This window comes from Streptomyces sp. NBC_00631, assembly GCF_045206895.1.
In the GTDB taxonomy this organism is placed as follows: Bacteria; Actinomycetota; Actinomycetes; order Streptomycetales; family Streptomycetaceae; genus Streptomyces.
The window spans coordinates 4687836-4706720 of sequence record NZ_CP107734.1 but is presented as its reverse complement, the minus strand read 5'-3'; the positions used below and the strand labels follow the sequence as shown (position 1 = coordinate 4706720).

Sequence of the window (18885 nt, the reverse complement as noted above, 5' to 3'; positions counted from 1 at the left end):
TCAAAGGGCCTCCAGCGCATCCCTGAGCCTCTTCAGCAGCGCGATGTCGGGGTCGGTGACCGGGGGAAGCGGGGGCGGGACGGGCGTGGTGTTCCTCGGGGCGAGGAGTCCGGCCGCCGACAGCCGCCGTACGTCCACCAGCGTGTGGAAGGCCGGCCTGCCCAGTTCCCGGGCGATCTGCGGGGCCGTGCGGACACCGTCCACCCGGTCCAGGACCGCCCGTTGCCGGGAGGTGACCGGCGGTGGCGCGACGGGGTCGGCGCGGATCAGCGGGGCGCCGTCCGCCGACGGGTCGGGCCAGATGCGGTGCAGCAGCTCGCGGCGGCGCAGGGTCTCGTGCTCCAGGGCGGTGACGGGGACGGCGCGCAACGGGCCGGCGGCGGCCGTGGTGCCGTAGCGGAACCGGCCCGGGGTGCTGCTGGGTGCCAGTGCGAAGTACCCGGCGTCGTACAGGGCGCCCAGGCGGCACATTTCCAGGGCGCCCTTGGGCAGCAGGCCGGCGGCGAGCAGCCGGTGGGTGGCGGCGGGTATGTCGTCGGTCCAGGGCCAGGCCGCCGCGTCGAGCGTGCCGTGGGCCGTGAGGAGCACGTCGAGGCCGGGGGCGAGGGGGCTCTCGGCATGCACCACGCGGCCCTCGGCCAGGTGCAGGGTGCCGTGCTCGCGGACCAGGACACCGGTGGCCCGCTCCTCGGCGAGGCGTATCAGCATCGGTGAGAGCGCGCCGGGCACTCTCTCGTGCAGGGCCGCCCGGTCCCGGACCGGCAGCGGCGGCGGTGTCTCGACCACGGTCATCCCAGCACCAGCCGCTCGGCCATCTCGCCGAGCCGGATCCGGGCGAGGGCGAGGTTGCCGTCCTCGCGGGTCAGCCACAGATGCAGGAACACGGTGGCGTCGAAGGACGTGACCACGAACCGCAGCAGGTGGTAGCTGTCCCGGTTGCTGACGATCAGGTCCTCCACCGGAGGAGTCACCTCGGTGTCGCCCGCCGTGCTGAAGGCCCCGTGCTCGGCGGCCAGCCGGGCCAGCTCGGCAGCCTCCGCCGCGGTGGTCTCGTGGTCACCGCCGGGCGCCTCCCCGACCGTGCCCAGGGCCAGCCCGCTGGTCCAGTCGACCAACGCCGCGCCCCGGGCACCGGGCAGTCGCATCGCTTCCAGTAAGCACTCGTCGATTCCGGGCACCGTGGCTCCCCTCCCGCCGCGTGGCTCTCCGGTTGAGTGACGCAGACACTACGCAACGTGTGTGGGAGGGGGCAGTCGTTTGGCATTTTCCAGTGGAACATGCGTCCGGCAGGCTAGTGTTGGTCAACTGAGCTGCTTTTCACACCAGTTGATCGCTACTTTCCGAGGTGTCTCAACGGCTCCCGGTTGCGCCCAGGGTGGTGAGCGCGTCGGCGTGCGCCCCTCCGGATTCGGCCACGACCTCGGCGACCGTCTGCGGCTCCCGTACGACGGCGAACGCCACGCCCCCCTCGCCGTCCGGTGCGAAGCCGTAAACCCCGGGCCGGGCAAGGGAGTTGTAGGAGTAGTGGGTGCCGAAGTAGTACGCCCCGGTGTCCAGCACCGCCGCGAGGTCGCCCTGCTCCAGCGGCGGCAGGGCGCGCCCCTCGGCGAGCAGGTCGCCCGAGAAGCAGGCCGGCCCTGCCACGTCCTGCACCACCGGCGCGCCCTCCTTGGGCCGCCCCTTCGCGTCGTAGGCGGCGATCCTGAGCGGCCACGCCCCCGGCGCGTACACCGTCCGCGGCGCCACCTGCACCCCCGCGTGCGTCACCGCGATCCGGCGCCCGCCGGAGCTCTTCGCGTACTCCACCCGGGCCACCACCGTGCCGTGCCGGGCCAGCAGCGACCGCCCGAACTCCGTCACCAGCCCGTACCGCCCGTCGAACAGCCCCGGCACGGCCTCCGCCAGCAGCCGCGCGTACTGCGCGAACGTGGGCTCGGTCGCCTCCGAGGCGAAGTTGACCGAAAGCCCGCCCCCGATGTCGAGGGTGTCGACCTGCCGCCGCCCGGCCCGCGCGTTGATCTCCCCGGCCAGCGCGTACGTCTCCGCCACGCCCCGCGCCAGCAGCGACAGCGAGATGCCCTGCGACCCGACGTGCGCGTGCAGCCGCGTCAGCCACGGCCGCTCCGCGAACGCCTGTACGACCCACTCCCGGGCCCCCTCGTCCCGCAGCCCCACCCCGAACTTCGAGGTCGCGGTCGCGGTTGAGGTGGCCCCGATCGTCCCGGCGCCGATCTGCGGGTTCACCCGGATCCCGAGCGGCGAACGGGTGAGGCCGGTGTGCCGGAGCGCGTCGATCCGGGTGAGCTCCTGCGGGTTGTCCGCGTTCACGGCCACGCCCAGCAGCAGTGCCTCGCGCAGCTCCGCCTCGGTCTTCGCGGGGGCGTCGAACACCATCAGCTCCGCCGGCATCCCGGCCGCCCGCGCCAGCGCCAGCTCGCCCGCGCTGGCCACCTCGGCGCCCAGCCCGGCCTCGGCCAGCAGCCGCAGGACCGGGACCAGCGGGTTCGCCTTCACCGCGAAGGCGTGCAGGAGCGCGGTGCCGGGCGCCGCGAGCGCCCCGAACGCCCGGCGCAGCGCCGCGGCCGACGCGCGGATGCCCCGCACATCCAGCAGGCCTACGATCGGCGCGTCCGGCCCCAGCAGTCCCTGCTCCACCGCGGCCCGCACGGCGTCGTCCCGCCGCCCGGCCCGCTCACCGTCGTCCCCGCGTCCGTCCACGACGTCCCCCGACATGTCGTCGTCCACACCCTTAAGGCCCATAAGTCCAGCGAAACATCCGGGATGCGGCCGCGCTGCCGGACCAACGTATTGACTAGTTCTATTCAGCGAGCCAGGATGTGAATAACCGAATAACCGCAGGAACACTTTCGCCGGCCCGTTGATCCCTGAGACGCCAGGAGGCAGACCATGTCAGGACCCCGCCCCGTACGAGCGCCGCGCGGTACGGAACTGAGCGCCCTGGGATGGCAGCAGGAAGCCGCCCTGCGGATGCTGCAGAACAACCTGGACCCCGAGGTCGCCGAGCACCCCGACAAGCTCGTCGTCTACGGCGGCACCGGCAAGGCCGCCCGCGACTGGCGCTCCTTCGACGCCATGGTGCGCACCCTGCGCACCCTCAAGCAGGACGAGACCATGCTGGTCCAGTCCGGCCGCCCGGTCGGTGTGATGCAGACCCACGAGTGGGCCCCGCGCGTCCTCATCGCCAACTCCAACCTCGTCGGCGACTGGGCCAACTGGGAGGAGTTCCGCCGCCTGGAGGCCCTCGGCCTGACCATGTACGGCCAGATGACCGCCGGCTCCTGGATCTACATCGGTACCCAGGGCATCCTCCAGGGCACCTACGAGACCTTCGCCGCCGTCGCCGCCAAGAAGTTCAACGGCACCCTCGCCGGCACCATCACCCTGACGGCCGGCCTCGGCGGCATGGGCGGCGCCCAGCCCCTCGCGGTCACCATGAACGACGGCGTCGCGATCTGCATCGACTGCGACCCGCGCGCCATCGAGCGCCGCATCGAGCACCGCTACCTGGACGTGAAGGCCGACAGCCTGGAGCACGCCCTCCAGCTGGCCACCGAGGCCCGCGACGCCCGCCGCCCGCTCTCCATCGGCCTGCTGGGCAACGCGGCGGAGCTGCTGCCGCGGATGCTCGCCGAGGGCGCCCCGATCGACATCGTCACCGACCAGACCTCCGCGCACGACCCGCTGTCGTACCTGCCGGTCGGCGTCGCCTTCGAGGACATGGCCGACGCCGCCGCCAAGGACCCGGCCGGCTTCACCACCCGGGCCCGCGAGTCCATGGCCCGCCACGTCGAGGCCATGGTCGGCTTCATGGACGCGGGCGCCGAGGTCTTCGACTACGGCAACTCCATCCGCGGCGAGGCACAACTGGCCGGATACGACCGGGCGTTCGCCTTCCCCGGCTTCGTCCCCGCCTACATCCGGCCGCTCTTCTGCGAGGGCAAGGGCCCCTTCCGGTGGGCGGCGCTGTCCGGCGACCCCGCCGACATCGCCAAGACCGACAAGGCGATCCTCGACCTCTTCCCGGAGAACGAGTCCCTCGCCCGCTGGATCAGGATGGCCGGCGAGCGGGTCCAGTTCCAGGGCCTGCCCGCGCGCATCTGCTGGCTCGGCTACGGCGAGCGGGACAAGGCCGGCGAGCGGTTCAACGACATGGTGGCGAGCGGTGAGCTGGCGGCGCCGCTGGCCATCGGGCGCGACCACCTCGACGCCGGCTCCGTCGCGTCCCCCTACCGCGAGACGGAGGCCATGCTGGACGGCTCCGACGCGATCGCCGACTGGCCGCTGCTGAACGCGATGGTCAACGTGGCGTCGGGTGCGTCCTGGGTCTCCATCCACCACGGCGGCGGGGTCGGCATGGGGCGGTCGATCCACGCCGGGCAGGTGACGGTCGCCGACGGCACGAAGCTCGCCGGCGAGAAGATCCGCCGGGTGCTGACGAACGACCCCGGCATGGGTGTCATCCGGCACGTGGACGCGGGCTACGACATCGCGGAGTCGGTCGCCGAGGAGCGCGGGGTTCGGGTGCCGATGCGTGAGGGCGAGCAGGCGTGACGGGCGGCGATTCTCCGGTGGGGGCCGAGCTCTCGCCGCCGGGCGCGGGTGCGGCTGTGCCCACCCGTTCCGCCCTGCGGAACGACTGCCCACAGCCTGTACGGGGTGAGGGGCCGCAGCCTGTGCGGGCCGGAGAACCACACCCTGTGCGGGGCGATGGCCTGCAGCCTGTGCGGGGTGAGGGGCCGCAGCCTGTGCGGGGTGGGGGCTCGCAGTCTGGTGGTGTGTCGGTCGGGAGTGCGGGGTCCTTCCACTCCATGTGGCGTGAGCTGCTTCCCGTCGGTCGGCACCCCGATTCCCGCGGCTATCGGCGGTTCGCCTGGAGCGGGGCCGATGCCGAGTGCCGGGCCTGGTTCAAGGAGCAGGCGGAGGCGCGCGGGCTCGTCCACGAGGTCGACCGGAACGGGAACCAGTGGGCCTGGCTCGGGGACCCGGATGCCGGGGACGCCGTCGTCACCGGGTCGCATCTGGACTCCGTGCCCGACGGTGGTGCCTTCGACGGGCCCCTCGGTGTCGTGTCCTCCTTCGCCGCGCTGGACGAACTCCGGGGGCGCGGGGCGGAGTTCACCCGGCCCCTCGCCATCGTGAACTTCGGTGACGAGGAGGGGGCCCGGTTCGGGCTCGCCTGTGTCGGGTCCCGGCTGACCGCGGGGCACCTGACCGTCGAGCAGGCCCACCGGCTCACCGACGGCGACGGCGTCACGCTGCCGCGGGCGATGGAGGCCGCCGGTTACGACCCCGACGCCATCGGGCCCGACCCCGAGCGGCTCGCCCGCATCGGCGCCTTCGTCGAGCTGCATGTCGAACAGGGCCGTGCGCTGGACCTGTCCGGTGACCGGGTCGGCATCGCCAGTGCCATCTGGCCGCACGGCCGCTGGCGGTTCGACTTCCGGGGCGAGGCCAACCACGCCGGCACGACGCGGCTGGTGGACCGGCGCGACCCCATGCTGTCGTACGCCGAGACCGTGCTCGCCGCCCGCCGTGAGGCCGAACTCGCCGGTGCCGTCGCCACCTTCGGCAAGATCGCCGTCGAGCCGAACGGCGTCAACGCCATCCCCTCCCTGGTGCGCGGCTGGCTCGACTCCCGCGCCGCCGACCAGGCCACCCTCGACACCGTCGTCGGCGGCATCGAGAAGGCGGCCCGGGAGTACGCGCAGGCGCACGGCATCGACCTGGACGTGGTCCGCGAGTCGTTCACCCCGGTCGTCGAGTTCGACCACGCCCTGCGCGACGAGCTGGGCCGCATTCTCGGCCGGGACACCGGTCTCACCGTGCCCGTCCTGGGTACCGGGGCCGGACACGACGCCGGGATCCTCTCCGGGAGCATCCCGACCGCCATGCTGTTCGTGCGCAACCCCACCGGCGTCTCGCACTCCCCGGCCGAGTTCGCGGCCGAGGACGACTGCGTGGCCGGGGTGCGCGCGCTCGCCGACGTACTGGAAGGGCTGGCCTGCGAGTGACGACACGGACGACGTACTGGTTGGAGTACGCCTGGCTGGACACGCACGTCGAGCCGGGCGTCGCCGTGGAGGTGGCCGGCGGCCGGATCACGGCGGTGCGGACCGAGGTGCCCGCGCCGCCGCCCGGGGCCGAGGTCCTGCGCGGCCTCACCCTCCCCGGCCTGGCGAACGCCCACTCGCACGCCTTCCACCGCTCGCTGCGCGGCACCGTCCAGGTCGGCTCCGGGACCTTCTGGACCTGGCGCGAACTCATGTACACCTTCGCGGACCAGCTGACCCCGGAGACCTACCACGCGCTCGCCCGCGCGGTGTACGCCGAGATGGCGCTGGCGGGTGTCTCCTGCGTCGGCGAGTTCCACTACGTCCACCACACTCCCGACGGCACCCCGTACGCCGACCCCAACGCCATGGGCGAGGCGCTGCTCGCGGCGGCCGCCGACGCCGGCATCCGGATCACCCTCCTCGACACCGCTTATCTCTCCGCCGGCTTCGGTGAGCCGCCCAACGCCCACCAGCGGCGCTTCTCCGACGGCAGCGCGGAGGCCTGGGCCGAACGCTGTTCAGTTCTCAAGGAACGGGATCACGCACGGATCGGGGCGGCCATCCACTCCGTACGGGCCGTGCCCGCCGGGCAGTTGGCGACCGTGGCGCGGTGGGCCGAGGAGCGGCGGGCTCCGCTGCATGTGCACCTGTCCGAGCAGACGGCGGAGAACGACGCCTGCCAGGCCGCCCACGGCTGCACGCCCACCCGTCTGCTCGCCGACCACGGCGTCCTCGGCCCGCGCACCACCGGCGTCCACAACACCCACCTCACGGCCGAGGACATCGCCCTGCTCGGCGGCTCCGGCACTGGCACCTGCATGTGCCCGACCACCGAGCGCGACCTGGCCGACGGCATCGGCCCCGCCGTCGCTCTCCAGAGGCAGGGCTCACCGCTCTCCCTCGGCTCCGACAGCCACGCCGTCATCGACCTGCTCGAAGAGGCGCGCGCGATGGAGCTCAACGAGCGGCTGCGCACCCGCACCCGGGGGCACTGGACGGCCGCGGCCCTGCTGCGCGCCGCCTCCGCCGACGGCCACGCCGCCCTCGGCTGGGACGACGCCGGCACCATCGGGACCGGCATGCTCGCCGATCTCACCACGATCGCGCTGGACTCCGTCAGAACGGCAGGGCCGCTGCCGCGCCTCGGCGCCGAGACGGCCGTATTCGCCGCGACGGCAGCGGACGTACGGCACACGGTCGTCGGAGGCAGGCACGTCGTACGCGACGGTGCGCACACCCTCGTACCCGATGTGCCGCAGGCCCTCGCGCGGGCCGTCGAAGCCCTTCGCGCCTGACGACCAGCCCACCCCAGGACTCCGACGAGGCCACCATGAGCAGCAGCACCGTCATCACCAACATCGCCACGCTGGTCACCAACGACCCCTCCCTCGGTGACAACTCCCCTCTCGGTCTGATCCAGGACGCGGCCGTCGTCATCGACGGCGACCGTGTCGTGTGGACCGGTGAATCCAGCAAAGCACCCGCCACTGACAACCGGGTCGACGCGGGCGGCAGGGCGGTGCTGCCGGGCTTCGTGGACTCCCACTCCCACCTGGTCTTCGCGGGCGACCGTACCCAGGAGTTCAACGCCCGCATGTCCGGCCGCTCGTACACCGCGGGCGGCATCCGGACGACCGTCGCGGCGACCAGGGCGGCGACCGACGCGGAACTGGAGGCGAACCTCACCCGTTACCTGACCGAGGCCCTCCGCCAGGGCACGACCACCTTCGAGACGAAGTCCGGCTACGGCCTGACCGTCGAGGACGAGGCGAGGGCCCTGCGCATCGCGGCCCGGCACACCGACGAGGTGACGTACCTGGGCGCCCACATCGTCCCGCCCGACCACGCCGACGACCCGGCCGCGTACGTCGCCCTCGTCACCGGCGAGATGCTGGACGCCTGCGCGCCGCACGCCCGTTGGATCGACGTCTTCTGCGAGCAGGGTGCCTTCGACGGCGACCAGGCCCGGACGATCCTCGGCGCGGGCAAGGCCAGGGGCCTGACCCCCCGCGTCCACGCCAACCAGCTCTCCTACGGCCCCGGTGTCCAGCTCGCCGTGGAACTCGACGCGGCCAGCGCCGACCACTGCACCCACCTGACGCCCGAGGACGTGGACGCGCTGGCCAACAGCCGGACGGTCGCCACCCTCCTGCCCGGCGCCGAGTTCTCCACCCGCGCCGCATGGCCCGACGCCCGCCGCCTCCTCGACGCCGGCGTGACGGTCGCCCTCTCCACCGACTGCAACCCCGGCTCGTCCTTCACGTCCTCCGTCCCCTTCTGCGTCGCCCTGGCCGTGCGCGACATGGGCATGACCCCTGACGAGGCGGTGTGGTCGGCCACCGCAGGCGGCGCGGCGGCCCTGCGCCGGGACGACATCGGCCGCCTGACCCCGGGCGCCCGCGCGGACCTTCTCCTCCTCGACGCCCCGAGCCACGTCCACCTGGCCTACCGGCCGGGGGTGCCGCTGGTCAGCGGGGTGTGGCGGCAGGGCGTACGGGTCGCCGGCTGAGTCAGCTCGCCCCCGCCCGCCAGCGCTGGGCCGTGGTGTCGTCCACCCGGTCCAGGGAGAGTTCGTCGTCGCCGTTCGGGGTGAGGGACGTTTCGAGGGCGATGGCCGGGCGGATCTCGCCGTCGGGGGTCACGGTGAAGCGGAGGTTGATGCCGTGGTCGCCGTCCACCGAGTCGCAGTTCCAGATGCCCACGCCCTTGTCGACGGAACCCCGGCTGTCCAGGCAGAAGTCGGGATCCGCGGCGGACTGCAGGACACCCCGGTCCGGGTCGACCCGCCAGCGCTGGGTGCCGGAGCCGGAGCAGGGGGCTGTGACGACGTCGGTGCCGTTGTCGAAGTCGGCGTCGCGGACGTCCAGGCAGCGGGCGGTGGCGAGGTTCACGACCTGGGCGTAGGCGGTGCCCGGCGGTTCGGGAGTGGGGGAGGGGGTCGCGGTCGGGGACGGACGGGAAGTCGCGGTCGGGCCATGTGACACGGCACTGGCGCTGGGCGCGGCGGAGACACCGGCCGGTGCCGACGAGACCGTCGCCGTCGCCGTCACGGTCACCTGGGGGCTCGGACGCGATGGGGTCGCGGCGGCGGGGTCCTGGGCGCGCGTGTCCCGGTGGGCCAGGAGGAACAGCAGCAACGGCACGAGGGCCACGCCCAGCGCCGTGGAGGTCAGGAGGAGGCGCCGGGACGGGAGTCCGCGCTGCCGGGGCGGGTGGGGATCGGCGGCGGGCTCCGGCGGGCTGTCCTGGCGTACGTACGCCGTTCCGGCCCATGGCAGCAGGCCCTCCGCCAGGGTCTCGCGCGGGGCGTCCCGGAGCGCGGTGAGGTCCTCGAAGGCGGCCGTGCAGTGCGGGCAGTGGGCCATGTGCGCGTGCAGGTCGGCGCTGTGGCGCGGGCTCTGCGGGCGGACAGACTCCTCGATCAGGCGGCGGAAGTCCGCGCAGCGGGGGTCGTCCGAGGCGGCCAGGCGGGTGCGCAGACAGGCCTGGGCCAGGGACTGGAGGGCGGGCGGCGTGTCGTACCGGACGTCCTCGGGGGTCAGGCCGAGGTGGGTGGCGGTCCGCTCGGCGGGCTCGCGGTCCAGCACGCCGTACCAGAGCAGGCCCTGGGTGCGGGACGGCAGGGACTGGAACGCCGGGAGCAGGGGCGGGACAGGGCCGCCGGGGACGCCGGAGGAGTTCAGGACCAGCAGGAGGGTGGCGTCCAGGGAGGCGGAGCGTTCGTCGTCGGACCAGCCGGCCGCCAGCCGGACGGTGAGCAGGAGCAGGTGGTGGCGGAGCGGTACGACCGGCTCGGCGCCGCGAGCGATGTCGCGGGCGGCGGTGGTGAAGGTCTGCGCGGTGAGCCGGCGGGCGGCCGCGTCGCCGGTCGTGCAGAGGCGGGCGTAGCCGAGAACCGCGGGGTGGTGGCGGGCGCGGAGCTCCTGGAGGGCGGGGTAGGCGGTGGCGGTGGGGGTGCGCAGGAGTTCGGTCAGGCGTGCGTCCGAGGGTGGGTCCCCCTGGCTGTCCTGGACCATCGTGCACCCCTTCTCCTGGGCCGTCCTTCCTGACGTACCGGCCAGTTTGGGGTGTGACTCGCGGTACGGGGGGAGCTTTGGCCAAAGACGCGGCGGCCCGTGGCGGGGGCCGGACGGGGGGATCCCCGCCCGGCCCCGTGGCGGGGCGGCCCGAGCGGGGTTATTCGTCCAGGGTGAGCGCCCTGCGCAGCTGCACGAGTGTGCGGGACAACAGGCGGGACACGTGCATCTGGGAGATCCCGAGTTCGTCGCCGATCTCCGACTGGGTCATGCCCGCGACGAAACGGAGGGAGAGGATGGTGCGGTCCCTGGGCTGGAGCTGGGCGATGAGGGGCTTCAGGGACTCGATGTACTCGATGCCCTCCAGGCCGTGGTCCTCGTAGCCGATGCGGTCCGCCAGGGAGCCCTCGGCCTCGTCCTCCTCGGGTTGCGCGTCCAGGGAGGAGGCCGTGTAGGCGTTGGACGCCGTCATGCCCTCGACGACCTCCTCGTTGGAGAGGCCGAGGCGCTCCGCGAGTTCCGCGACCGTGGGAGCGCGGTCCAGTTTCTGGGCCAGTTCGTCGCCCGCCTTGGCGAGGTCCAGACGGAGCTCCTGGAGGCGGCGCGGGACACGTACCGACCACGACGTGTCGCGGAAGAAACGCTTGATCTCGCCGATGATGGTCGGCATCGCGAAAGTGGGGAACTCGACGCCGCGTGAGAGCTCGAAACGATCGATGGCCTTGATCAGGCCGATGGTGCCGACCTGGATGATGTCCTCCATCGGCTCGCTGCGGGAGCGGAAGCGGGAGGCGGCGAACTTGACCAGTGCGAGGTTCAGTTCGACGAGGGTGTTGCGGACGTACGAATATTCGTGCGTGCCTTCCTCCAGCGACTCCAGCCGCTCGAAGAGAGTCTTGGACAGGGCTCGCGCGTCGACCGCGCCGACCTCGTCGTACGGGGGGATCTCCGGGAGGCCGAGTCCGGCGAAGAATCCCTCGATGGCATCCAGTGGTTCCGGTGGGGGAGTCGACGTCGCCGTCATGGGGTGCGAGGCGTCGAGCCGGGGTGACATGGTGTCCTCCATCGTTCTCGGCAAATCAGGCTGCCGGAGCCGTGCGTGCACTGCGGTGTGCGGCGCCTCCAAAGCCGGCCGTGTCGGTTACGTGTCCCTACTAGCCCTACCCGCTCCGTCGAGCCACTCGCAAGTCCGTTCTATTATCGTTTGTCCCGTTCTGCGAAGTAGTTCGGCTGTCGGGTTGCGTGCAGAAGGCGTAATGTTCGAGGGCGTCGGCATGGCGTTCGGCAGACATCGGTGGGCATCGTCCGACAACGGTCAGACGGTGGCAAAAGCGGTCACGACCTCGGGAGAGAGACGGCAATGGACCACGGGACGGTCGGCAGCGCACAGTCGGGCCGGCTGCTGGTGGAGGTGCGGGAAGAAGGCTCCAGCGCTGTCGTGATTCCGGCGGGTGAGCTCGATCACCACACCGCAGACCTGCTGCGCGAGCCGCTGGACGATCTCCTCGACAAGGGCTTCTCGCGCCTTGTCGTCGACTGCTCACGCCTTGAGTTCTGTGACTCCACCGGACTGAACGTGCTGCTCGGTGCCCGCCTGCGGGCCGAGGCCGCCGGGGGCGGGGTGCACCTCGCCGGGATGCTGCCCGTCGTCGCCCGGGTCTTCGAGATCACGGGGGCTGAGGCGGTCTTCTCCGTCCATGACTCCGTCGAGGCGGCGCTGGCCGACGAGGGCGGCGGCGACGGGGCCGACGCGGCCGGTGGCGAGGGCTGAGTCCCGGTCCGGCTCGTGGAATCGGGGGGTGTTCCTGTGGATCGCTCGGGCAGGAGAGACTCTGGATCTGTCGCCGCCCGGCCCGGCTCCGTTCGAGTCGATCGCGCCATCAGGCCCGTACGAACTGCAGCAACGCGAAATTTTCCATGTGAACCGGTGAATCGGTGAGGTGAAGCGCTGATGAGCACCACCCGGCCTTACCCGCCGGGCGACCGCGGCCCGGAGCCCAGCGGCGCTTCCGGGATGTCCGAGGAGGCGGCGTCCGACGAGCTGCCCGCCTCGACGGGGGGTCGTCAGGTCCGCAGGCTGCGCCTCGACGGGGAGAGCGGGGTCGTACCGCTGGCCCGCGACTTCACCCGCCAGGCGCTGCACGCGTGGGGGTGGCTGCCGGCCGCGACCGCCGACCGCAGGGCCGCCGCCGAGGACGTGCTGCTCGTCGTCTCCGAGCTCGTGACGAACGCCTGCCTGCACGCGGAGGGGCCGGACGAGCTCTTCCTGGCCTGCGACAAGAAGGTGATCCGGGTGGAGGTGTCGGACCGGGGGGCCGGGGAGCCGGCGCCGCGGACGCCGCATCGGGCCGGGCGGCCCGGGGGGCACGGGATGTTCATCGTCCAACGGCTCTGCCTGGACTGGGGGGTTGTGCGGACGCAGGGGGCGGCGGGGAAGACGGTCTGGGCGGAGCTGGGGGCGCCTGCGTAACGGGGGCGCCGTAGGGGGTTGTTCTGCGGCGTGCGGCCGGTGGGGGCTGGTCGTGCCCACGCGGCGGCAGCCGCACATCAAACACGGCCCCGCGCCCCTTCGGGGCGCTACAGCCAGGGGCGCTACAGGTCACGGGGTGCTTTGGTATCCCCACACTTCCGCCACGCCCTTTCTCTTCCCTCCTCATGAGCCGCGGCGTACCTTGACGGCCGAATCTGATACCTCGTCAGTAGCGAATGGGGTGGACCGACCGTGTCGTCGTACCCGAAACGTACCGCCGTGCTCGCGTCCGCCGCCGCCCTGGCCGGATCGGCGGTGCTGCTCGCCGCCCCCGCGGCGCACGCCACCGTCGTCAACGTCAACTACAAGTGCGCGACGCCGATCGGTCAGAAGAGCGCTGTCTCCCCGATCGACATCAAGGGCGTCAAGAGCGGCAGCGGCTACAAGATCACGATGTCCTGGCAGAAGGGCGTCTCCTCCAGCCCCGTCGAACTCGGCAAGGGCGCCGTGAACCCGAGCGCCGTCATCAAGATCGGCGGCGCCGACAGCGGCACCCTGAACGTCACCGGCGCCGCCAACCAGGCCGCCATCCCCGCCAACACCCCCATCAAGATCAACGACTTGAGCGGCACCTACACCCCGGAGAAGTCCGGCAAGGTGACGTTCACGGCGGGCACGCTCACCATCAAGGCGCTCGGTACGACGACCACCTGCACCCCCACCAACAACCCCGGGCCGTCCCTGACCCTGGACGTGACCGCGGCGGGCGGCGGGTCGAGCAGTTCCGGCAGCTCCGGTTCGTCGTCATCGTCCGGCAGCACCGGCACCGACTCCGGAGGCACCCTCCCGAAGACCGGCCCCGCGGACTCGTTCGTCGCCCTGGGCACCCTCGGTGGCACCGTGCTGCTCGCGGGCGCGGCGGGCACGCTCTGGCTGACCCGGCGGAACCAGACCGTACGCCGCTGACCTCCGGGTCCGACCGCTGGAGCCGCCCATGCCGTCCGCCCAGTCCGCCGCCGCCCGGTACGCCGCCCGGGTCCTCGGCGTCACCGCCCTGGCCCTGCTCGCCACCGCCCCGCGCGCGTCGGCCGCCGAAGGCTGGTCCCTCGCGCCCGCGGGCGGCGGCCGCCCCTCCTTCTACGCCGAGGGCGCCCCCGGTGCGGTCCTCCAGGACACCGTGTCGCTGACCAACCCCGGCGGGCACCCGGTCACGGTACGGCTGGCCGGCACCGGCGTCCCCGTCACCTTCGCCGAGCCGACCGTCCGGGTCCCCGCCCGCACCCGCGCTGACATCCCCTTCACCATGACCGTCCCGACCGGCGCGGCCCCCGGCGACCGCCCCGCCGCACTCGTCGCCAAGGACACCGACGGCCGCACCGCCACCGCCCGCATCCGCCTGCGCGTCGGCGGCCCCGCCCTGTCCGCGCTGACCGTCGAACACCTCGCCGTCCACGGTGACCGCATCACGTACGAGCTGGTCAACCGGGGTACGACGGTGCTCGCACCGAAGCTGGCGGTGCGCGCCGACGGGCTCTTCGGCCGCGTCCTGCTGGACCGGGCCCCGCGCACCCTCCCGGTCCGCCTCGCCCCGGGCACCCGCACCGAACTCAGCGAGCCCTGGCCCGGCCACCCCGCCCTGGACGCGGTCGACGTCCGGCTGACGGCGACCGCGTCGGGCGGCGCGCACGACACGGCGGACACCGAGGCACGGTTCGTGCCCTGGGCCGCGGTCGCGGGGGCCGCGGGCGCGCCGGCGGCGGGCGCCGCCGTGACGGTCGTACGACTGCGCGGGCGCCGGAGCCGCGGCGGCCGCCCGGCCGAACCCCTTTCCGAGGACGTCGAGTTGACGGGAGCCGCGAGGTGAGAGTGCGTGTGGTCCCGGTACTGGCGGTGCTGACATCGCTGGCGGCGCTGTTCTCGCTGCTCCTCGTGCCCATGGCGGCGGCCGCCGAAGGGCCCGCGGTCAAGGTCTCCAAGTCCCAGGCGGGCACCGGCGGTTCGGTCACCGTCAGCGGCACCGGCTGGCGGCCGCACACCCTGCTGATGATGCTGATCTGCGGCCAGTCCAGCCCGTCCCGGGGCGTGATCGGCGGCACCAACTCCTGCGCCAACGCCGACGGACGGGCCGTCACCACCGACGCGAACGGCGGCTTCAGCAAGCGGCTCCCGGTCGCCGAACCGCCGGCCCCCTGCCCCTGCGTGGTGCACGTGGCCACCGTGACCGGCACCAGCGCCGACGCGGACGCCGCCTTCCAGGTCGCCGGACACCCCGTCAAGGACCTGCCCGCGGAGTCCACCGGCGGCAGCCTGTCGATGCTCACCGACACCCGCCTCGAAGGCTCCTCGGGCCTGCTGACCTGGTTCGGCGCACCCCCCACCCGGACCCTCGTCTTCACCATCGGCAACGCGGGATCAAGCACCCTCAAGGATCCGGTTTTCCAAGTCGGCACCGCGCACGGCGTGTTCGCCCCCCAGTGGGACGAGCAGCAGTGGCACGGCACCCTCGCGCCCGGCAAGAAGGCGCAGGTCAAACTGCCCGTCGAACTCTCCGCCGGGGCACACGGCGGCTACACCGTCTCCCTCAGGTACGCCGGCAAGGACCTCGCCGACCAGCCCTGGGGCGTCGGCCGTCCCTGGGGCGTGACCCTCTTCTGGATCCTGCTCTGCGCGGTCGTACCGGCGGCTGTCTTCCGCGTCGGGATGGCGGTGGTGGACCGGGTACGGCCGCCCCGCGCGGGTGGCATCCGGCACCGGGGAGTGCCCGGCCCGGTCTTCCGTGTGCCGCGCCTGCGCGCCGCGGAGCCCACGCCCTCGACGACCGTCACCACCTCGACCCTGCCGTGGTTCACCCCGGGCTCCGATCCGGGCGCGACGGCCGGCCGGCTCTCCGCACCGCACGACGACAGCTCCACGAGTCCTCCGACTCCGACCACGAAAGGACCCACGTGATCATGCGAAGGAGAGTGACACCGGTACCGGCCAGAGCGGGCGCGGCGGCGGCCGCGCTGGTCCTCGCCGGGGCGGGCGCCCTGCTCGGCGCGACGGCGGGGACCGCCCAGGCGGCCGAGGTGTCGTACGCCACCCACTGCGTACCGCCGGCCGGGGTCGCCGACCCGATCGACGGGACCACCAAGGTCGAGATCAGCGCGCCCGCCACGGCGAAGGTCGGCGACACCGTCGACATCACCTGGAAGTTCGTGCAGGCCGCGTCCAAGAACCCGGACATCATCGACCTGCCCGCGAACACGGTGCAGCCGTCCGGCACGCTCAAGGCGGCCGGTGCCCAGACCGCCGACATCGCCATGCAGGGGCCGCGCGAGAACCCGGCGATCCCCAAGGGCGGCGACATGGTGCTGTCCGACATGACAGGCACGCTGAAACTGACCTCGCCCGGCGAGGTCACGCTCACGCCGGGCGCGTACACGGTCAACGCGTACTCGACGGACACCGTGTGCACCCCGACGGGTACGGTGCCGAAGGCGGCGACGATCGAGGTGACCGGAAGCGGTTCGAGCGAGTCGGCGAGCCCGTCGGACAGCACGTCCGCCTCCGCCTCCGCCTCACCGTCGGACTCGGCGAGCCCGTCCGAGTCGGCGTCGGAGTCGGCCTCCGCCTCGGCGTCCCCCTCCGACGGCACCGGACAGACCGACTTCACGGGCAAGGAGGTCGACATCCCCTACGCCTGCAAGACGCCCATCGGCGACAAGAGCGCGACCTCGCCGGTGCAGATCAACGCCAAGAAGGACGGCGGCAGCTTCGCTCTCACCGTGCAGTTCAACGGGTCGGTGATGGACAGCCCCGCCGACATCCCGGCAGGCTCGGTGAAACCGTCGATGGAGGTGGTCCTGGGCGGCGCCGACAAGGGCACGGTCCATGTGGAGGGACCCACCAACTCCTCCGCGATCAAGTCCGGCGACCCGATCAAGATCCCGGACCTGACGGGCACCTACAAGCCGGGGGCGAGCGGCGAGTCGACACTGTCGCCGGGCGTCCTGACGGTCAAGGCACTCGGTACGACGACCACCTGCACGCCGACGAAGACCGAGGTCTCCCTCACCCTGGACACGGCCGAGCAGGCGAGCGGGGCGTCGGGCAGCACCAGTTCGGGAAGCAGCGGAAGCAGCAGCAGTAGCAGCGGCGGCCTCGCGGAGACGGGCGACAGCAGCAACGGCGCACTCAAGGCCCTCGGCTTGGTGGCGGGCACCGCGATCCTGCTGGGCGGCGCCGTGTTCACGTTCATGCCTCGAAAGAGGACGCGGTGACCAACCTGCCTTCAGGGGCGCGGGGCTGCGTCTGATGTGCGGCTCCGCCGCGTGGGCGCGATCAGCCCCCACAAACCGTTAGGCGAAACACAAGAGGGCCACCCCATCCAGAAGATGCGGTGGCCCTCTGCCAGAAGACGATCAGTGCACGTCCCCCATGAGCTCTCGCACCTTCTTCCGGTACAGCCACACGGCCACACCGGCCAGCACCGCCAGCACCGCCTGGAACGCCACGATCCCGGTCTTGTTCAGGTCGACACCGGCGATGGACAGCAGGCCGGTCGTCGCGTCGCCCGCGGTGACCGCCAGGAACCACACACCCATCATCTGGGACGCGTACTTCGCCGGCGCCATCTTGGTCGTCACGGACAGACCCACCGGAGACAGCATCAGCTCGCCCACGGTCTGCACGAAGTAGATCCCGACCAGCCACATCGCCGCGGCCTTGTGACCGCCGTCGGCGATCGACAGGGGCGCGAGGAACAGGAAGAACGACGCACCGATCAGCACCAGACCACCGGCGAACTTCACGGCGGTGCTCGGCTCCTTGCCGCGCCGCGCCATCGCCAGCCACGCCCAGGCGAAGACCGGCGCGAACGCCATGATCATGACCGGGTTGACGGACTGGTACCAGGAGACCGGGAAGTTCCAGCCGAAGATGGTGTTCTTCGCGGAGGCGTCGGCGAACAGGGAGACGGTGGAGCCGCCCTGGTCGTAGATCATCCAGAAGACCGCGGCGGCCACGAAGAACCAGATGTACGCGCTCATCTTGGACTGCTCCGCGCGGTCCAGGTCCTTGTCCCGCTTGATGCGGGCGATGACGACGACCGGGATCAGCAGACCGGCGATCGTGATCGGCACCAGCAGCCAGTTCAGCGTGTAGACGCCGGAGACGCCCACGACGATGTAGAAGACCGCGGCGACGGCGGCCCAGAAGCCGGCCTTCGTCAGCGTCGCCTTCTTCTCCGCGGCGGACAGCGGGGTCGGGACGACGTCCGAGCGCGAGCTCAGGTGGCGGGTGCCGAGCAGGAACTGGGCGAGGCCCAGCGCCATGCCGACCGCGGCCAGCGCGAAGCCGAGGTGCCAGTTGTAGTTCTCGCCGACCGTGCCGATGACCAGCGGCGCGGCGAACGCGCCCAGGTTGATGCCGATGTAGAAGAGCGTGAAGCCACCGTCACGGCGCGGGTCGTCCGGGCCGTCGTACAGGTGGCCGACCATCGTGGAGATGTTGGCCTTCAGCAGACCGGATCCGATCGCGACCAGGCCGAGGCCCGCGAAGAAGGTGCCGGAGCTGGGCAGCGCCAGCGTCAGGTGGCCGAGCATGATGACCGTGCCCGCGACGGCGACCGTCTTGCGGGGGCCGAGGACGCGGTCGGCGAACCAGCCGCCTGGCAGGGCGAGCAGGTACACGAGCGACAGGTACACCGAGTAGATCGCCGTCGCCGCGGCCGCGCTCATGTGCAGGCCGCCGGGAGCGACCAGGTACAGCGGGAGCAGGGCCTTCATGCCGTAGTAGGAGAATCGCTCCCACATCTCGGTCATGAAGAGGGTGGCCAGTCCGCGGGGGTGGCCGAAGAAGGTCTTCTCGGAACCGGGGGTGCCCGGTCGGACCGAGTCCTTCGTCAGGCTGGACGCCATGGTCGTTCCTTGCTGGTCGGAGCGCGCGGTGGGGCTCTGCGCGCCCGTGGGGGGAGCGGCCGGCACCGGCAGGGTCCGCCCGTCCACCCCACGCCCACAGGGATTCCGCCCCGGGTCGCGGGGCGATGGAGGGCGACCACCGGGATCCACGCCCCGTGACGCTGCGTCGCGTCCGGAGCCCGGCCAGAGGTCATTCCTTTCGAGGCTGGCAGGCCAGCCCGCACACAAAAGAGACCTTCAGCGTCAAGACGGCCACCAAAGGTCCCCGGGTGTACTACAGGCGTTCAGGTCACTCTACGTCAGGACACTGCCGGATATGGAAGGACTTGAGACACGGATCACAGGTGTCGGGGGAACCGTGCTCCCGGTTTCCAAGGTCACTCCTCTGATCTCACCTCTCGCTCACAGGTTCGCACCACTGTGCC

Annotated in this window: 16 protein-coding genes; 10 read left to right on the top strand and 6 right to left on the bottom strand. The window is 72.2% G+C overall.

Features of this window, described 5'->3' with window-relative positions; all coding sequences use genetic code 11:
* The 3 genes from OHB00_RS21500 to OHB00_RS21490 form a co-directional block, all read right to left on the bottom strand.
* Window positions 1-792, bottom strand: a complete 792-nt coding sequence (locus OHB00_RS21500) for a transcriptional regulator (RefSeq protein ID WP_406436582.1) — start codon at window positions 790-792, stop codon at window positions 1-3.
* Window positions 789-1178 carry a hypothetical protein gene (locus OHB00_RS21495; protein WP_406436580.1) on the bottom strand — a complete coding sequence of 130 codons (390 nt, stop codon included), beginning with the start codon at window positions 1176-1178 and terminating at the stop codon, window positions 789-791. Before OHB00_RS21495 ends, OHB00_RS21500 begins: the two co-directional genes overlap by 4 nt.
* A gap of 172 nt (window positions 1179-1350) precedes the next feature.
* Window positions 1351-2733 carry a diaminopimelate decarboxylase gene (locus tag OHB00_RS21490; protein ID WP_406436578.1) on the bottom strand — a complete coding sequence of 461 codons (1383 nt, stop codon included), beginning with the start codon at window positions 2731-2733 and terminating at the stop codon, window positions 1351-1353.
* Window positions 2734-2907: 174 nt separating this feature from the next.
* Here OHB00_RS21490 and hutU point away from each other — a divergent pair, with 174 nt between their 5' ends.
* From hutU to hutI, 4 genes are all read left to right on the top strand, one after another.
* Window positions 2908-4572, top strand: a complete 1665-nt coding sequence (hutU, locus tag OHB00_RS21485; RefSeq protein ID WP_406436576.1) for a urocanate hydratase — start codon at window positions 2908-2910, stop codon at window positions 4570-4572.
* 257 nt (window positions 4573-4829) lie between these two features.
* Window positions 4830-6032, top strand: coding sequence for an allantoate amidohydrolase (locus OHB00_RS21480; RefSeq protein ID WP_406445923.1), 1203 nt, complete (start codon window positions 4830-4832; stop codon window positions 6030-6032).
* Complete coding sequence (locus tag OHB00_RS21475) at window positions 6029-7369, top strand: formimidoylglutamate deiminase (protein WP_406436574.1); 1341 nt, start codon at window positions 6029-6031, stop codon at window positions 7367-7369. The genes OHB00_RS21480 and OHB00_RS21475 overlap by 4 nt, the downstream gene beginning before the upstream one ends.
* A 35-nt stretch (window positions 7370-7404) precedes the next feature.
* A complete protein-coding gene (gene hutI, locus OHB00_RS21470) occupies window positions 7405-8583 on the top strand; it encodes an imidazolonepropionase (protein WP_406436572.1) in 1179 nt (392 codons plus the stop codon).
* Between the two features lies 1 nt (window position 8584).
* On the opposite strand, the gene OHB00_RS21465 is transcribed toward hutI, so the two are convergent.
* Together OHB00_RS21465 and OHB00_RS21460 are read right to left on the bottom strand one after the other, a co-directional pair.
* Window positions 8585-10090, bottom strand: coding sequence for a ricin-type beta-trefoil lectin domain protein (locus tag OHB00_RS21465; protein WP_406436570.1), 1506 nt, complete (start codon window positions 10088-10090; stop codon window positions 8585-8587).
* 160 nt (window positions 10091-10250) lie between these two features.
* Complete coding sequence (locus OHB00_RS21460) at window positions 10251-11144, bottom strand: RNA polymerase sigma factor SigF (RefSeq protein WP_406436568.1); 894 nt, start codon at window positions 11142-11144, stop codon at window positions 10251-10253.
* A gap of 306 nt (window positions 11145-11450) precedes the next feature.
* Between OHB00_RS21460 and OHB00_RS21455 the strand changes: the two genes are divergently transcribed.
* The 6 genes from OHB00_RS21455 to OHB00_RS21430 all read left to right on the top strand — a co-directional run bounded on the left by OHB00_RS21455 (window position 11451) and on the right by OHB00_RS21430 (window position 16822).
* Window positions 11451-11861 carry an STAS domain-containing protein gene (locus OHB00_RS21455; protein WP_406436566.1) on the top strand — a complete coding sequence of 137 codons (411 nt, stop codon included), beginning with the start codon at window positions 11451-11453 and terminating at the stop codon, window positions 11859-11861.
* A 180-nt stretch (window positions 11862-12041) separates the two neighbouring features.
* Entirely contained in the window at window positions 12042-12560 is a 519-nt protein-coding gene (locus OHB00_RS21450) for an ATP-binding protein (RefSeq protein ID WP_406436564.1), read from the top strand.
* A 252-nt stretch (window positions 12561-12812) separates the two neighbouring features.
* Window positions 12813-13526, top strand: a complete 714-nt coding sequence (locus OHB00_RS21445; protein WP_406436562.1) for an LPXTG cell wall anchor domain-containing protein — start codon at window positions 12813-12815, stop codon at window positions 13524-13526.
* A 28-nt stretch (window positions 13527-13554) separates the two neighbouring features.
* A complete protein-coding gene (locus OHB00_RS21440; protein ID WP_406436560.1) occupies window positions 13555-14424 on the top strand; it encodes a hypothetical protein in 870 nt (289 codons plus the stop codon).
* Between the two features lie 71 nt (window positions 14425-14495).
* Window positions 14496-15509 carry a hypothetical protein gene (locus OHB00_RS21435; protein ID WP_406445921.1) on the top strand — a complete coding sequence of 338 codons (1014 nt, stop codon included), beginning with the start codon at window positions 14496-14498 and terminating at the stop codon, window positions 15507-15509.
* 2 nt (window positions 15510-15511) lie between these two features.
* A complete protein-coding gene (locus OHB00_RS21430; RefSeq protein WP_406436558.1) occupies window positions 15512-16822 on the top strand; it encodes a hypothetical protein in 1311 nt (436 codons plus the stop codon).
* Between the two features lie 141 nt (window positions 16823-16963).
* Here OHB00_RS21430 and OHB00_RS21425 read toward each other — a convergent pair whose 3' ends face one another.
* Window positions 16964-18460 (bottom strand): oligopeptide:H+ symporter, encoded by a 1497-nt coding sequence (locus OHB00_RS21425; RefSeq protein WP_406436556.1) that lies wholly within the window; start codon window positions 18458-18460, stop codon window positions 16964-16966.
* Window positions 18461-18885: the final 425 nt, after the last annotated feature.